Raw genomic sequence first — 16,596 nt, forward strand, 5'->3', positions numbered from 1 at the left:
GGAAATACGATTGCTTTCATAATTAAGTAAGTAATTATAACAAAATTAACACTGTTGTATTAAAAAAAAAAAATTATATATTGCTCAGACTTTCTCGGCTTTTATATAAAAGCTGGGATGCTAACTAAAAGCAACCATAAGTTAAAATGAATTACTACGAGCACACATATATAGCTTCTCAAAGCTTAAATAATAAGGATCTTTCTGATCTTCACCAAAAAATTGAAGATTTAATAAAAAAAAATAAAGGTAAAATTGAAAAAAAAGAAAATTGGGGTCTTAGACAATTAGCTTATCCAATTAAAAATTTTAAAAAAGGTTATTATACCAATTTATATTTTTCTGGAGAGCCAATAATTATTCAAGAACTAGAAAAAATTGAAAGAATTGACTCAAACATTTTAAGATTTATGACCATTAAAATAAAAAAAATACCTGAAGAAAATTCAGAATTAGTTCAAAAGGATGAAAGTAAATAATGAAAAGAAAAAATATTAAAAAAACTAAAAAAAACAGTAATTCAAATTTAATGCTTTTTCAAAAAGCAACTACCAAATTTACAAGAGACTGTCCTTTGAGCGGAAAAGATGCTCCTATAATTAATTATAAAAACTTAAAATTACTTCAGAAATATATTTCAGAAACAGGAAAAATGTTACCGAGCAGAATAACTTCTGTTTGTTATGCAAAACAAAAAGAGTTATCTAATGAAATTAAGAAAGCACGAATATTAGCTTTATTACCATTTGTGGCGGACTAATCATGGAAGTTATTCTTTTAGAAAATATAAAAAAATTAGGAAAAATCGGCAGTAAAGTAAAAGTTGCCAATGGTTTTGCCAGAAATTATCTTTTAAAACATAATAAAGCTTTAGTTGCTTCAAAAGAAAATTTAGCAATATTTGAAAAAAGAAAAGAAGAATTAAACAAAAAAAATAATGATCTTAAAAATGAGGCAATAAAGATTCAAAAAGAAATAAACAACTTTGAATTAAAAATTACAAAAAATTCCATGGAAGGTGGAGCTTTATATGGCTCTTTAACTATAAAAGAAATTATTCAAAATTTAGAAACACATAATTTTAAAAATATTTCGGCAAATATGATTGAGCTAAAAGAGCAAATTAAAAAAATTGGTGATTATGTCGTGATAATAAATTTACATGCCGATGTTCAAGCATCAATTAAAATAAAAGTCGTTTCGGTTGAAAAAATAGTTTAAGTGCAGAGTTATTAACTTATCCACATTTTAAGAGTTAAAAATTATTCTATACTCATATCATAAATAAATTTAAATATTTCCATGAGTGCGGAAAACATTAGAATTTTAAATACAACTAAAGAATTACCTAATAATATAGAAGCTGAACAAATTATATTAGGATCAATTCTAGTAAATAACGAAATCTTTGACGAAATATCTACAATTGTTAATGAAAATATTTTCTTTGACCCTATTCATCAAAAAATTTTTCATTATTTAAATAAATTAATCAGCAAAGGATTGCTTGCAAGTCCTATTACTTTAAAAAATTATCTAGAAAACGATCAATCTTTAAAGGAATTGGGTGGAAATGAATACATTGCAAAACTTACAAGACTTTCAACATCTGCTTTTCAAGCTAAGGATTATGCAAAAGTAATCTACGATCTCCACCTAAGAAGAAAACTTATTGAATTGTCAGAAAATACACTGACAGAAGCAAATAATAAAAATTTAGAACATACTGCTGAACAATTAATAGAAGGAACTGAGAAAAAATTATTTGATCTTGCTGAAAGAGGAAAATTCGACAGATCGTATATGTCATTTGAGAAAGCTCTTGGCGAAACTGTTGATATGGCAATGCGAGCCTTTAAAAATGATGAAGGGATTGTAGGTGTTCCGACAGGTCTTCGTGATCTTGATGAAAGACTTGGAGGAATGCATAAGGGAGATTTAATAATTATCGCTGGAAGACCCTCAATGGGAAAAACTGCTCTTGCAACTAATATCGCTTTTCATGCAGCAAAAGAAATTATGGAAAAAAAAGACGGAAAATCTTCTATCGCGTTTTTTTCTTTAGAAATGTCCTCTGAACAATTATCAACAAGAATATTAGCTGAGCAATCAAGAATCAGATCAAATGATATAAGAAGAGGTAAAATTACTCAGGAAGATTTAGAAAAATTTATTGAGGCATCAAAAAATATTAATGAACTACCTCTTTATATCGACGAAACACCAGCAATTAAAATTTCTACATTAGCAAATAGAGCACGACGAATTAAAAGACTTCATGGTTTAGATTTAATTGTTGTCGACTACATACAACTTATGACTACAGGAAATTTTAAATACGAAGGTAGAGTTCAAGAAATTGGTGAGATCACTCAAGGTTTAAAAGCTTTAGCGAAAGAACTTAGTGTTCCTGTTTTAGCGTTATCTCAGTTATCTCGTGCTGTTGAACAAAGAGATGATAAAAGACCTCAGTTATCAGATTTAAGAGAGTCAGGCTCAATTGAGCAAGATGCTGACGTAGTAATGTTTGTATATAGACCTGAATATTATTTAGAAAAAAGCGAACCTCAAGCAGGAACAGCTGAACACATCACATGGCAAGAAAAGATGAGTCAGGTACATAATCAGGCACTAGTAATAATTGGCAAACAAAGACATGGCCCTACAGGTATAATTAATCTAGAATTTGAAAGCGCTTATACTAAGTTTAAAGATGCAAATAATATAAAATTTGATAATTAACCCTGAATGCAATATTCGCATTCAAAACTAATAGTCAATTTAAATAATATTAAAAATAATCTTAATATTGTTAAAAAATTTTCAAAAACAATTATTTGTCCAGTTATAAAAGCTAACGCTTATGGTCTTGGCGATATTCAAATTGCGAGATTTTTAATTAAGAATAAATGCAAAGATTTTTGGGTAGCAAATATATCAGAAGCTATAAGAATAAAACAAAAAATTTCAAATATAAATATTTATGTTGCAAATGGGTTAAACAAAAATGAAGAAAATATTTTTTTTAAAAATAATTTTACCCCTGTTCTTAATACTTATGAACAATTTAAAAAATGGACAAATTTTTTAATCAAAAGAAATTCCTTTAATAAATTATTTATTCAGGTTGATACTGGAATGTGCAGATCTGGAATGCAAAATGAAGAAATTTTAAAAATTTATAAAGAACAATCAATAATTAAAAGATTTAAACAAGTAATTATACTCACTCACCTTGCGAGTGCTGATGAAAAAAAAAGCAATTATAATAAAATTCAAAAAAATAGATTTTTAAAAATAAAAAAGTTATTTAATTTTCCAAATTGTAAATTTAGTCTCGCTGCATCGGGTGGAATATTTTTAGGTAAAGAATATCATTTTGATATGGTAAGACCTGGAATTGCTTTATATGGAGGAAAATTATTCTTTAACAAAAAATTAAAAAATGTTGTTTCTTTAGTATCACCGGTAATTCAAATAAATACTCTTAAAAAAGGAGAAACAGCAGGTTACAACCAAACTTACAAAGCAAATAAAGATATTGTTACAGCAACTATTCCTCTTGGTTACGCTGATGGAATTAAAATTAAAATCTCTAATAAAGGTCATGTCTTTTACAAAAATATTAAACTTCCGATGATTGGTAGAATATCTATGGATTTAATGATTATAGACATTACTAAAGTTAAAAATAAAATTAAAATAGGAGAGCACTTAGAAGTATTTGGAAAAAATTTAAATTTAGATAGTTTTGCAAAAGTTTCGGATACTTCTCCTTATGATATTATCACATCTGTTTCTGAAAGATGTGAGAGGGTTTATTTAAATTAAAGATGAATTTTATAAATCTAGTTTATAAAAAACTTTTAGAACAACCTAAGTTTATACTTATTCTACTAATTCTTACATTTTCTTTATCAATTTATAATGCAAAAAACTTTCAACTGGATGCATCTGCCGATTCTCTTTTGTTAGAAAATGATCCGGATTTAAATTATTTAAGATCTGTAAATGAAAGATACTCATCTGAAGATTTTTTTGTAATTACATATTCTCCTAAAAAAAATATTAATGGTGAAACAATAAATGAACTAAAAAAATTTGTTAATGAAATTGAAAATTTTTCTTGGGTTAGCAAAACAGTCAGTATTCTAAATGCTCCATTGTTTGAGAGTTCAGATCAATCCTTAATCGAAAAGATTAATAATATTCAATATATTACTACCTCTGGAATTGAAATTAACAGAGCATTAAATGAATTAAAAAATAGTCCGGTCTATAAAAGATTAATAATAAATGATGAGGCAACAATCTTTGGTGTGGTCGTTTATATTAAGGATAATAAAAAATATTTATCAGCATTAAACATAAATAAAGATTTTCTTAATAAACAAAAAATCAACAAACTTACTAGTAATGATGCAAAAGAATTTGAAGATCATAAATTAGTTTTGGAAAGACTCAAAAAAGAACAAAATAAAAATCTAGAATTATATAATATAGAAATTAGATCTCATATTTTTAAATATAAAAATATTGCAGATATAAAACTTTCTGGCATTCCTATGATAGCAGATGACTTAATATCGTTTGTTAAAAAAGATATTAAGGTTTTTGGATCAGGCGTTTTTATTTTTATTCTAATTACATTATGGTTTATTTTTAGAGATATTCGATGGATAATATTCCCGCTTCTAAGTTGCTTTTTATCCATAGCGATTATGATTGGAATGCTAGGATATCTTAATTGGAAAGTCACAGTTATATCTTCGAACTTTATTTCTCTTATGCTTATACTAACTATGGAAATTAATATTCACTATGTGGAAAGATATAAACAGTTACAGGCTGAATTTCCGAAAAAAAAAGAAGGTTTTTTAACTTACCTAACAACAAGTAAAATTTTTACTCCTATATTATATGCTGTGTTAACAACTGGTTTAGCATTCTTATCATTTATTTTTTGTGACATTAAACCAGTCATAGATTTTGGATTAATGATGACGCTTGGATTATTTATTTCATTATTTGTATCGATCGTACTATTGCCTTATCTAATAATTAAATTTAGACCAAAACCTTCACCTATTCGAAACAATAATGAATCTAGTATAGCTAAATTTTTTGAGTCAATTGCAATAAAGCAAAAATTTTTAATTCTTATATTCTCAACTATTATTTTAATTTTAAGCATTTATGGAATGACAAAACTTAAAGTTGAAAATAGCTTTATTAATTATTTTGATAAAAACACTGAAATATATAAAGGGATGAAATTAATTGATGAAAAATTAGGAGGAACTACTCCATTAGATATTATTTTAAAATTTAAAGAAACGGAAAATAAATCATCCTCAGCTGATGATGAATTTTTTCAAGGTTCATCTTCAGATGAATATAAAGATAGTTATTGGTTTACAAATTTTAAAATTAATAACATTGTTAATGTGCACAAATACTTAGAAACATTGCCAGAAATTGGAAAAGTCTTATCTTTTTATTCTGTTTTGCAACTAGGTGAAAAACTAAATGACAATAAAAAATTAGGAGCTTTAGAAATGGCTATTTTACACAGTAAATTACCAGAGGATATTAAGAAAAATATAATAACTCCTTACATCTCTATCGATAATAATGAAGCAAGAATTTCCTTAAGAATAATAGATTCTAATCCAGAACTTAATAGAAAGGAATTATTAATAAAAATTCAAAATGATCTTGAAAACAAATTGCAATTAAAAAAAGATGAATTTAAAATTACTGGTATATTAGTAATATTTAATAATTTATTACAAAGTTTATTTGACTCACAAATTAAGACTTTAGGTATAACCTTTGCAGGCATATTTGTTTTGTTACTAATACTTTTTAAATCTTTTTGGTGGTCAATCGTTGCAGCCATACCTAATTTTACTGCCGCGCTCTTTATCTTGGGAAGTTTAGGTTTGTTTAATATTCCTTTAGATATGATGACGATAACAATTGCATCAATTACTGTTGGCATAGCCATTGATAATAGTATTCATTACATTTATCGTTTTAGAGAAGAATTTAAAATTAATAAAAATTATAAAAAAACTATACAAATTTGTCACAAAACTGTTGGCAAAGCTATTGTAAATGCATCATTAACAATTATTTTTGGATTTTCAATATTAATACTTTCAAATTTTATTCCATCAATTTACTTTGGAATCTTCACTGGTCTTGCAATGATAACAGCAATGACTCTTGTGTTAACTTTAATGCCACAATTAATTTTAATTATAAAACCATTTAAAAATGGATAATTTTATAAATTTTTTTCAATCAATTAAAATAAACACATTTGATACTATTGTATTTGTAATAATTATTTTCAATCTTTTCTCATCAACTAAAAAAGGATTTGTATTAAGCGTAATATCTTTTTTAAAATGGATTATTGCTTTTGTAATCGCTAAATTTTCAATTCCTTACGTACTTCCTTATATTAATGAAATAATTAAGAATGAAACAACAGCTAAAAATATCTCTGGTGTAACTGTGTTTTTATTAAGTCTTTTTTTAATTGTAGTTTTGGGTAAAGCTTTAGGAAAATCAATAAAATGGATAGGTTTAGGTGGGATTGATAAATTATTTGGTTTTATATTTGGAGGGATTACGGGGTATCTATATTGTGTTATAATACTGAGTCTATCAAATTACATTTATACCTATGATAAGTGGCCATTGTTCCTCAAAAACGGCTCTTCTTATAATGCCATTGAGTTTGGAAGAAAAATATTTGATGAAAAAATTCTGTTTAGCAATGAATATCTCGATGAAACTAAAGATAAATTAAAAAAATAATTTATGTTTATAGATATAAACGCTGATAAATTAAAAGAAGAGTGTGGCGTTTTTGGAATCTTTGATCATATTGATGCTTCTGCTTTAACTGCTTTAGGATTACATTCTTTACAACATAGAGGTCAAGAATCTTGTGGCATAGTTTCTTACGATGGTAAAAATTATTATTCCGAAAGAAGATTAGGACTTGTCGGTGATAATTTTACAAAAGAAACTACCATACAAAAACTTCCTGGAAACTTTGCAATTGGTCATAACCGTTATTCTACAACTGGAGCTCCTGTACTAAGAAATATACAGCCATTTTTTGCTGATCTGTATACTGGAGGTATAAGCATTGCGCATAATGGAAATCTTACTAACTCAATAATGCTAAGAGAAAAAATGATTAAAGATGGAGCAATATTTCAAACGACTTCTGATACAGAAACAATAGTTCAATTAATCGCACGTTCCAAAAGAATTAAAACAATAGATAAAATAATAGACTCTTTATTTCAAATACAAGGTGGTTATGCACTTGTAATGCTTACAAATAAAAAACTTATCGGTGTAAGAGATCCTTATGGAATAAGACCTTTAGTTCTTGGTAAATTAAAAAAATCATATGTGCTTGCATCTGAAACTTGTGCATTAGATATTATTGGCGCAACTTTTGTTCGTGAAGTTGAAAATGGAGAAATTATAGTTATTACAAATGAAGGACTTGAAAGCATCAAGCCGTTTCCAAAAATGAAAGCACGCCCATGCATATTTGAATATATATACTTTGCAAGACCCGACAGTTTGATGTCTGGAAAAAGTGTTTATGAATTTAGAAAAAATTTTGGGGAACAATTGGCAAAAGAATCTAACGTTGATGCTGATATTGTATCTGCGGTTCCAGACTCTGGCGTTCCCGCAGCAATTGGATATTCTAGAGAATCCGAAATTCCTTTTGAATTGGGATTAATTAGAAATCATTATGTAGGGAGAACTTTTATTGAACCTACTCAACAAATCAGACAATTGGGTGTTAAATTAAAACACAATCCAACAGCATCTTTAGTTAAAAATAAAAGAATTATTCTAATTGATGACTCAATAGTACGCGGCACTACATCTAAAAAAATAGTTCAAATGATGTATGATGCAGGTGCAAAAGAAGTCCATATGCGAATTTCATGTCCTCCTATCATGTATCCAGATTACTATGGAATTGACACTCCGGACAAAGATCAACTTTTAGCATCTATTATGTCATTAGATGAAATGACTAAATATATTGGCGTTAAAACTTTAAAATTCTTATCTATAGATGGAATTTACAAAGCTATGGGTTATCAAAAACGTAATAATTTAAATCCTGAGTTTACAGATCATTACTTTACAGGAGACTATCCAATTCCACCTTTAGATCAATCCAATAGAAACGTGAAAGATAACCAATTATCTCTCTTGAGCAATATTAGATAATTTTAATATTTTTTCGATCTAAAAGGATTTTCTGCTCCAACAAATTTTAAAAAAATTTTAAAACCTTTGATATTAAATTTTTTACTTAAACTTTTTGCTAAATATTTTCTATAATCTAATGAAAGCTTATTTGCTTGGTTGCCAAAAATTTTAAACATAATTGGTCTTGTACTTACTTGCTTAATATATTTAATTTTTGGACGAAATTTTGAATATACAGGAATTTTATTTTTATTTATAGCATCCTGCAAAGTTTGGTTTAAATCTTTATTATCAAAATTTTTTCTTAAACGCGTATGAATACTAATAACTTCATCAAATATTTTTTTTGGAAAATCTAATTTTAGGGAACAGATACTAAAAGGGTCAGTTAATAATGCATCTGAAAATAAATTTTTTATATAATAAATATATTCATTTTTAATCTTTTTTAATTCATCAACTAAATCAATTTTATTAATAATAAAAATTAATCCTTTGCCTTTTTCTAATACTAATCTACAAATTTGTTTATCCGTTTTAGTAAATTCTTTATCAGCCTCAATCATAAACAAAACAACATCGGCAAGATAAATAGCTTTTAAACTTTCTTTAGTAATATATTGTTGCTCATCGGACTTTGATTTTCCCTTTCGTTTTAATCCTCCCGAGTCAATTAATTTAAAAATTTTATTTTTATAAGAAATGTTATTTATAAATAGATCTTTTGTAGTTCCAGGAACTTCACTAACAGGAGATATTTCTTTATTTAAAACTTTATTAAAAAAAGTAGATTTACCCACATTAGGTTTTCCAACAATTGCAACAGTGATAACTCCTGATGATATTTTTTCCATTAATTAAGTATAATTAATTCAGAAGATCGATTAAGAATTAATATTTTATTATCAACTATAATCGGTGCTCTTGATAGAACATTATTAATTTTTTTATGAAAAATATATTTACCATCAATTGCTGATATTTTGTAAATTTCTCCATTCGAAGTGGCTACATACAAATTATTAGATGCAAGCACCAAACCATAATAATCTTGTGTAGTTTTAATATCTTTATTAAATTTCAAAATATTTAAAGACCATAAAATGGTTCCATTAATTTTATTGAAAGCAATAACAAAACCATTATCAGTTAATGTGAATAAAAATTTATCTGTGCTAATATGATTTTGAACTGATGATACTTTTTGCGTCCACTTAATTTCACCCGTTTCAAGATTGAAATTATATAAATCGCCACTATTAGATGAAACATAAACATCTTTTTTATCAATCAAGATATTAGAAATTTTGAAAATTAAATTATTAGAAATAGTATTTTGAGATAAAATATTTTTAGTCCAAATAATAACTTGCTGGTCTAGATCAATTGCAGTTATATCACCCAGATCATTAGAAAATAATAATTTATTTTCATAAATTGAAATATTGCTTGATCGAGATGGCTTTATTAAACCTGACAAAGATTCAAAACTCCATATTTTTAAACCATCTGATGGATTGAAAGCATATAGTCGACTATTTTGATTTACGACATATAAAACTCCTTTATAAAAATTAAGATGTGATGAAAATGGAATACCATAATTTTGCTGCCAAATAGTCTTTCCTGTTTCCGTATTAATTGAGTATAAAAATCCTAAATTATCTGCAGCATACAAAACATCATCATTTAAAAATAACGCAATATTCTTTGGATAGTTATTATAAGATCTTTCATATATCTTTAATTCCCAAATAATTTTTTCATTCTTTAAATCAAATTTATAAATTGTTCCTTCTTCATCACTAAAGAAAACAAACTTTTCTGAGACTAGTAACGATCCACTATCGTTATTTTTATTAATATAATTTCCTAAATTTTTTTTAAAAAGATCTTGAAATTTTCCTTCATAAACCAAATGTTCATAGAAATTATTAGAAGAAAAATGCTCATATGACCATTTCTTATTAAGTTGTGGCTGATTTAATTGAAGTATCGATTTAGAATTTATCTCTTTATCAAAAATATTATTTGTATCAAAAACATTAATCTTTTCACCTTGTTTTTTAAAAACTTCCAAGTCTACTTTCTTATCTTTATCGGATGAACATGAAAATATTAATAAAGAAAAAAATATTATAATTAATTTCATCTATTTTATATTTTTAATTTTATTTTCTAAATCCTTCTTAAAAATTTCAGGAATATCTGAAATTCTAATAGCCTGATCATATATATCTTTTGCTTTTATTTTTTGGCCCTTATTTAAATAAAAATCACCTAATATTTCTAACGACAAAACTCTCCATGGAGAATCTTTAAAATCACTTGGATTTAATAAATTTAAGAATTGCGATTCATCTAAATTATCAAAATTTAATAATGCTTTTTTGATTTTAAATAAATCTTTATCATTTTTCTCTATATTAGAATTAATTGCATAATCTAATAATAAAATTTGTTCACTTTTATTTTCTTTAGATAATTCAAGAAGTTTGGAAATAGCTAATACTCTATATAAATTAATTTGAGATTCTTTTAAAAGATTGAGTCTTTTTTTTGCTTCTTCAATTTTTTTATCATAAATAAGATTTAAAATTATTACATACTCTTGGGTGTTTTTTTTGGATCTACTTTCAAAAAGAATATTTTTGCTAACTATAAAAACTATTGTTAAAAAAATTAAAGAAATAGTTATGATAATTAAAACTTTATACTTTTTGTATAAATTTAGAAATTTATCTTTTTTTAGATCTTCTTCAATTTCACTAAAAATTTGACTCATTTAATTTGATACATATTTTTAATATTAGGAAAATTATTATTCTTTAAATCTTTTACAAATTTTTTTATTGAAACTTCTGTTCTTTCTCTAAAATTATCATACATCTTAACAAACTTAGGCGGTTTTTCTGAAAAGCCTAATAAATCCTCTGTTACTAAAATTTGCCCGTCACATTTATTGGATGCACCTATTCCTATTGTCGGAATATTTATACTTTCATTAATCTTATCCGCTAAAGCTTTAATTACACATTCTACTACTACTGAAAAAGCTCCTGCTTTTTCTATAAAAATAGAATCTTGAATAATTTGATTAAAACTTAAATCATCTTTACCTTTAACTCTATAATCTGAATTCTTTTTAACACTTTGAGGCAATAATCCTACATGGCCCATAACTGGAATATTATTATCTACTAAATATTTAATAGTTTTATAAACTTTGACACCACCTTCAACTTTAACTGCATCACAATTTGTTTCTTTAACAATTTTCCTTGCATTTTTTAATGCTAATTTTGGATCTTTTTCATAAGTTCCAATAGGCATATCGACTACTAATAAACTCTTACTAATTCCTTTCCTTACCGCCTTTCCATGCATAATCATCATATCTAATGTAACTTCTCTTGTAGATTTCATACCATGCAACACCATACCTAATGAATCTCCAACCAAAATAATATCGCAATATTTATCTAAAATTTCTGCCATAGGAGTTGTGTACGCTGTTAAACATACTAATGGTTTTTTAAATTTTTTTAATTTAAGATTATTTATTGTGAAATTTTTTTTCATAAATTTTACTCCCACTCAATAGTTGCTGGAGGCTTTGAAGTAATATCATAAACAACTCTATTGATCCCTTTTACATTATTAATAATTTTATTAGAAATCTCAGCTAAATCTTTATTCTTAAAATTATAAAAATCAGCTGTCATTCCATCTTGTGAAGTTACCGCTCTTAACGAGCAAACAAATTCATATGTTTTAGAATCACCCATTACACCTACAGTTTTGATTGGCAATAGAACAGTAAAAGCCTGCCAAATTTCTTTGTAAAGATCTCTTTTTTTTAATTCATTAATAAAAATTTTATCTGCTTCTTGTAAAATCTTTATTTTAATTTTATCAACCTTTCCTGGAATTCTAATTGCTAAACCAGGTCCTGGAAAAGGATGTCTAAAAATAATTTCTTTAGACAATTTAAGGCTAAGTCCTATTTTTCTAACTTCATCTTTAAATAGCTCTCGGAAAGGTTCAACTAATTTAAATTTCATTTTTTTTGGTAGACCTCCAACATTATGATGTGATTTTATTACTGAAGAAGGACCTCCATGATGACTTTGGCTTTCAATAACATCTGGGTACAACGTTCCTTGGGCTAAATATTTAATTTTTTTAAATTTTTTGGATTCTTTTTCAAAAATTTTTATAAAAATTTTACCAATAATTTTTCTTTTAGTTTCGGGATCAGTGATATTTTTTAAGGCATTTAAAAAAATTGATGATGCATCAACATAATTTAATTTAATTTTGTAATTCTTTTTAAAAACATTAATTACTTCTAATGCCTCATTTTTTCTTAACAACCCTGTATTTATAAAAAAACAATGTAATTTTTTTCCAATGGCTTTGTATAATAATGCAGCTAAAACACTACTGTCTACTCCACCGGATAAAGCGCATAAAATATTTTCATCTCTAACTTCGGACTGGATATTTTTTATTAGATAATTTATTTGATTTTTTGAATTCCAATTTCTTTTTAACTTGCAAATATTAAATAAAAAATTCTTAAATAAAATATTCCCATTTTTAGTATGAATTACTTCAGGATGAAATTGAACGCCAAATATTTTTTTACTAAGATTTTGAATAATTGAATATTTATAGTCAGCACTTGAAGCTAAACCCTGAAATCCTTTTGGTATTTTTATTACCACATCATTATGATTCATCCATACTTGAGTTTTTTTATCTTTATTGAAAAAATTTTTAGTTAAAATAGATGATTTATTACTAAAAATATCACATCTTCCAAATTCACTCTTTTTATAATTTTTTACTATTCCTCCAAGCTCTTTGGCTAATAGTTGATGTCCATAGCAAATACCTAAAATTGGTTTATTAAAATCTAATATTTGTTTTGGGACACCTAAATAAGAATTTTTTGTAATTGATAATGGACCACCTGATAAAATAATTCCCTTTAAATTATGTTCATTCTTTAAATTTTTAGTTTTATAACAACTTAAAATTTCACAATAAACGCCAAGCTCTCTTATCCTTCTCGCAATAAGTTGTGTAGTTTGAGATCCAAAATCTATTATGACTATTTTATCAATATAAGAAATATCTTTCATTATTTCTTATCGATTATGATCATTTTTGATAAATCATTTTTTTTTGAACATAATTCTTTACATACTTTTGTAAAAATTAAATTACTTTCTTGAGCTTTTTTAAAGTCTCCTTCTTCAATGTTTAATAAAATTTTTAAATATAAAGCTTCTTCATTTTTTGGATTTAAAACTAAAACTGTGTCTAAATAATTTTTTTGTTGATTATTATCTTTATTAATCGCTGATATTTTAGATAAATATAAATACGATTTTTCATTTTTAGTATTAAATACAATATCTTTCTCAAAATAATATTTTGCATCCTTAAAATTATTTTCATTAAAAAACTTTTGACCTTGATTAAAATAATCAAAATTAGCCGCAAAACATTCAAATGCTGGAATACATAAAATTATTGTTAAAAAATATTTAATGGAATTTTTCATTTTAACTCTCGAACGGATAGTTAGGTGATTGTTTTGTAATCTGTATATCGTGTACGTGGCTTTCTTTTAATCCTGAATTAGTAATTTTAACAAATCTTGCTTTTTTCTTTAATTCTGAAATATTTTTAGCTCCAACATATCCCATTGATGCCTTTAATCCTCCAATTAATTGATGAATAACTGCTCTGACAGGTCCTTTATAAGGAACTCTTCCTTCTATACCTTCAGGAACAAGTTTTAGTGAATCATTAATTTCTTGTTGAAAGTACCTATCAGCTGATCCTCTGGACATTGCTCCTATAGATCCCATGCCTCTATAAGATTTATAACTTCTACCTTGATAATAAAAAACATCTCCTGGACTCTCTTCTGTTCCAGCAAATAATGATCCTATCATTACAGCATCTGCTCCTGCTCCTATAGCTTTAGCAATATCGCCAGAATATCTTATTCCGCCGTCAGCTATAATTTTAATTCTTTTATTTTTTATTGATTTTGCAACATTATATATAGCTGTAAACTGAGGAACTCCAACTCCAGCAACAATTCTTGTTGTACAAATTGATCCTGGACCGATGCCAACTTTAACCGCATCAGCTCCATAATCAACTAATGCTTTTGCTCCTTCAATTGTAGCTATGTTTCCAGCTATGATTGTTGTCTTAATATTTTTTTTAATCTTTTCTAATGTTTTTAGTACCGAAACTGAATGTCCGTGAGCAGTATCTAAAATAATTACATCTGCTCCAGCCTCCGCTAAGTGTTCTGCTCTTTGAAAACTTTCTGATCCAGTTCCAACTGCAGCAGCAACTACTAAAGATCCATTTTTATCTTTTGCTGCTTCTGGATAAATTTGAGATTTTTGAATATCTTTTACAGTAATCAAACCTTTGCATTTAAAATTGTTATCTACAATAATTAATTTTTCTATTTTGTTTTTAAATAATATTTTTTTTGCTTCTGCTAAAGATGTACCAACTTTTGCTGTGACTAATTTTTTAGTCATTAGATCTTTAACTTTAATTTTTTTATCAGTTACAAATCTAACGTCACGATTAGTCAAAATTCCAACTAATTTATGATTTTTACTAACAACTAAGATTCCTGAAATTTTATGATTTTTCATTAATTCTGTTGCTTCAAACAACGATGCTTCAGCATCAATCGTTATAGGATCGATTACCATTCCAGACTCAAATCTTTTAACTAATTTAATTTGATTAACTTGATCTGCTATGCTCATATTTTTATGAATGCATGCCATTCCTCCAGATTGAGCCATAGCAATTGCCAATTTATATTCTGAAACCGTATCCATTGCTGAAGCAATAAGAGGTATTCCAAGCGATACTGATGATGATAATTGGGTCGAAACTACAGTCTCTTTAGGCAAAACTGAAGAATGTCTAGGTTCAAGTAAGACATCGTCAAAAGTTAATGCTTCGGGGATTTCCATGTATAAATTTATTATATTAAAAACTAGAAGTCAAATAGTTTTTAAATCTCTACATAATAAATACATTTCTCTAGATTCTTTTCTACTAGATTCTGGTTTAATTCTTTCAATATTTTTAAAATAATTTTTAGCATTTGTAATTAAGATATTTTCATCTTTTCCACTAAAAATTTTAACTAATAAAAAGGATTTTGGTTTCAAAATCGCTTTAGATAAAATAATAACATCTAACGCTATAGAATTTGTTTTTATAGAATCTAAGTCTTTGTTACCTGTTGTATTCACTGCCATATCTGACAACACCACATCAACTTTTTTTTTATCAAAAAAATTATTAACAAAATCTAAAAAGTCAGATTCATTAAAATCTTTCTTATAAAAAAAATTATTATCAATCTTATTCATATCCAAGATATCTATAGATAAATTTTTACCATCTTTATTAATCTGAGCGCAAATCTGAGACCATCCTCCTGGCGCACTTCCTAAATCTACAATATTTAAATTATTCTTTAAAAATTTAAATTTTTTATTAATTTCTATAAGTTTAAAAGCCGATCTAGATCTGTAGCCTTTTAATTTAGCTAACTTAGTGTAAGGATCATTAAATTGTCGAGCGATCCAATTTTTAGAACTTGCTGTTAAATTTTTATTTTTAAATTTTTTCAAAACTACTTAACAAATCTTATATTTTTTTTTACGATTTTATTATCAAGTGTAACTAATTCGATAAAACTATTACTTGAAAGTCTATATTTGTCATTATGTTTGCCTGCTAAATGAATAATACCAATCTTATGATTAGGTAAATAATTTTCTACAAAAGTTTTATTAATATGATCATATTTTAATTTATCAAGCGCATACCAATTACAGTAAGCGGGTAATATCTCAACTTTCATATTATCTACATACACAGAAATATTCATTGCTACTTGTTCTGATCCAAAAATTCTTCCTTTTTTTAAAGCCTGTCTTAAATTTTTTTGCCAAACTAACCAATGAGGAGCATCATTTTCTAAGCAAAATACTCCAATATTCAAATGTGGCTTGAGAGCGACTTCTCTTGATATCTCATTTGAAAAACCGGAACTTTTAGCATGCTTATAGTTTTGTGATTTTATAAAAGCAATGTTGCTAAATATCCAATCAGCTCTTAAAACTCTTCCATAAGCTCGATCAGCAGAAGTAGAAATTGACAAAGTTTTATTGTCACTTCCTCGAAAATACAGCTCAACAGCTGACCAATCATTTACCCATGCGTCAGCATCAATCCAAAGATATTTTTTAAATCCTG

17 protein-coding genes are annotated in these 16,596 nt (G+C 26.3%); 8 read left to right on the forward strand and 9 right to left on the reverse strand.

The features are described 5' to 3' along the window. Positions 1-146: 146 nt before the first annotated feature. From rpsF to purF, 8 genes are all read left to right on the forward strand, one after another. The gene (gene rpsF / locus AC8IGH_RS02355) at positions 147-479 is read left to right on the forward strand and encodes a 30S ribosomal protein S6 (RefSeq protein WP_507419112.1); all 333 of its coding nucleotides are present in this window, start codon (positions 147-149) and stop codon (positions 477-479) included. After that, a complete protein-coding gene (gene rpsR, locus AC8IGH_RS02360; RefSeq protein WP_507419113.1) occupies positions 479-760 on the forward strand; it encodes a 30S ribosomal protein S18 in 282 nt (93 codons plus the stop codon). Before rpsF ends, rpsR begins: the two co-directional genes overlap by 1 nt. A gap of 2 nt (positions 761-762) precedes the next feature. Beyond that, the gene (gene rplI, locus AC8IGH_RS02365) at positions 763-1,221 is read left to right on the forward strand and encodes a 50S ribosomal protein L9 (protein WP_507419114.1); all 459 of its coding nucleotides are present in this window, start codon (positions 763-765) and stop codon (positions 1,219-1,221) included. Positions 1,222-1,302: 81 nt separating this feature from the next. Next, entirely contained in the window at positions 1,303-2,742 is a 1,440-nt protein-coding gene (locus AC8IGH_RS02370; RefSeq protein ID WP_507419115.1) for a replicative DNA helicase, read from the forward strand. Positions 2,743-2,748: 6 nt separating this feature from the next. Continuing rightward, a complete protein-coding gene (alr, locus tag AC8IGH_RS02375; protein WP_507419116.1) occupies positions 2,749-3,831 on the forward strand; it encodes an alanine racemase in 1,083 nt (360 codons plus the stop codon). A 2-nt stretch (positions 3,832-3,833) separates the two neighbouring features. Continuing rightward, positions 3,834-6,290, forward strand: a complete 2,457-nt coding sequence (locus AC8IGH_RS02380; protein ID WP_507419117.1) for an efflux RND transporter permease subunit — start codon at positions 3,834-3,836, stop codon at positions 6,288-6,290. Then, complete coding sequence (locus AC8IGH_RS02385; protein WP_507419118.1) at positions 6,283-6,831, forward strand: CvpA family protein; 549 nt, start codon at positions 6,283-6,285, stop codon at positions 6,829-6,831. The genes AC8IGH_RS02380 and AC8IGH_RS02385 overlap by 8 nt, the downstream gene beginning before the upstream one ends. Positions 6,832-6,834: 3 nt before the next feature. Continuing rightward, positions 6,835-8,286, forward strand: coding sequence for an amidophosphoribosyltransferase (gene purF / locus AC8IGH_RS02390; protein WP_507419119.1), 1,452 nt, complete (start codon positions 6,835-6,837; stop codon positions 8,284-8,286). A 2-nt stretch (positions 8,287-8,288) separates the two neighbouring features. On the opposite strand, the gene AC8IGH_RS02395 is transcribed toward purF, so the two are convergent. The 9 genes from AC8IGH_RS02395 to AC8IGH_RS02435 form a co-directional block, all read right to left on the reverse strand. Beyond that, complete coding sequence (locus AC8IGH_RS02395; RefSeq protein WP_507419120.1) at positions 8,289-9,122, reverse strand: GTPase; 834 nt, start codon at positions 9,120-9,122, stop codon at positions 8,289-8,291. Continuing rightward, on the reverse strand, positions 9,122-10,420 hold the full coding sequence (locus AC8IGH_RS02400) for a PQQ-binding-like beta-propeller repeat protein (protein WP_507419121.1): 1,299 nt from the start codon (positions 10,418-10,420) through the stop codon (positions 9,122-9,124). The genes AC8IGH_RS02395 and AC8IGH_RS02400 overlap by 1 nt, the downstream gene beginning before the upstream one ends. After that, positions 10,421-11,053, reverse strand: coding sequence for a tetratricopeptide repeat protein (locus tag AC8IGH_RS02405; protein ID WP_507419122.1), 633 nt, complete (start codon positions 11,051-11,053; stop codon positions 10,421-10,423). It abuts the gene before it with no gap. After that, positions 11,050-11,865 (reverse strand): 3-methyl-2-oxobutanoate hydroxymethyltransferase, encoded by an 816-nt coding sequence (gene panB / locus AC8IGH_RS02410; RefSeq protein WP_507419123.1) that lies wholly within the window; start codon positions 11,863-11,865, stop codon positions 11,050-11,052. The genes AC8IGH_RS02405 and panB overlap by 4 nt, the downstream gene beginning before the upstream one ends. Further along, positions 11,856-13,418 (reverse strand): glutamine-hydrolyzing GMP synthase, encoded by a 1,563-nt coding sequence (gene guaA / locus AC8IGH_RS02415; protein ID WP_507419124.1) that lies wholly within the window; start codon positions 13,416-13,418, stop codon positions 11,856-11,858. The genes panB and guaA overlap by 10 nt, the downstream gene beginning before the upstream one ends. Continuing rightward, positions 13,418-13,843: a tetratricopeptide repeat protein gene (locus AC8IGH_RS02420; protein ID WP_507419125.1), complete on the reverse strand. Its 426-nt coding sequence runs from the start codon at positions 13,841-13,843 to the stop codon at positions 13,418-13,420. Before AC8IGH_RS02420 ends, guaA begins: the two co-directional genes overlap by 1 nt. A gap of 1 nt (position 13,844) precedes the next feature. Further along, complete coding sequence (gene guaB / locus AC8IGH_RS02425; protein WP_507419126.1) at positions 13,845-15,299, reverse strand: IMP dehydrogenase; 1,455 nt, start codon at positions 15,297-15,299, stop codon at positions 13,845-13,847. A 30-nt stretch (positions 15,300-15,329) separates the two neighbouring features. Further along, positions 15,330-15,968 (reverse strand): RlmE family RNA methyltransferase, encoded by a 639-nt coding sequence (locus AC8IGH_RS02430; protein WP_507419127.1) that lies wholly within the window; start codon positions 15,966-15,968, stop codon positions 15,330-15,332. A gap of 2 nt (positions 15,969-15,970) precedes the next feature. After that, positions 15,971-16,596, reverse strand: a 626-nt coding sequence (locus AC8IGH_RS02435) for a glycosyltransferase (RefSeq protein WP_507419128.1), incomplete at its 5' end; no start/stop codon positions are given.

Origin of the sequence: Candidatus Allofontibacter sp. (assembly GCF_038145245.1) — a bacterium.
In the GTDB taxonomy this organism is placed as follows: Bacteria; Pseudomonadota; Alphaproteobacteria; order Pelagibacterales; family Pelagibacteraceae; genus Fontibacterium.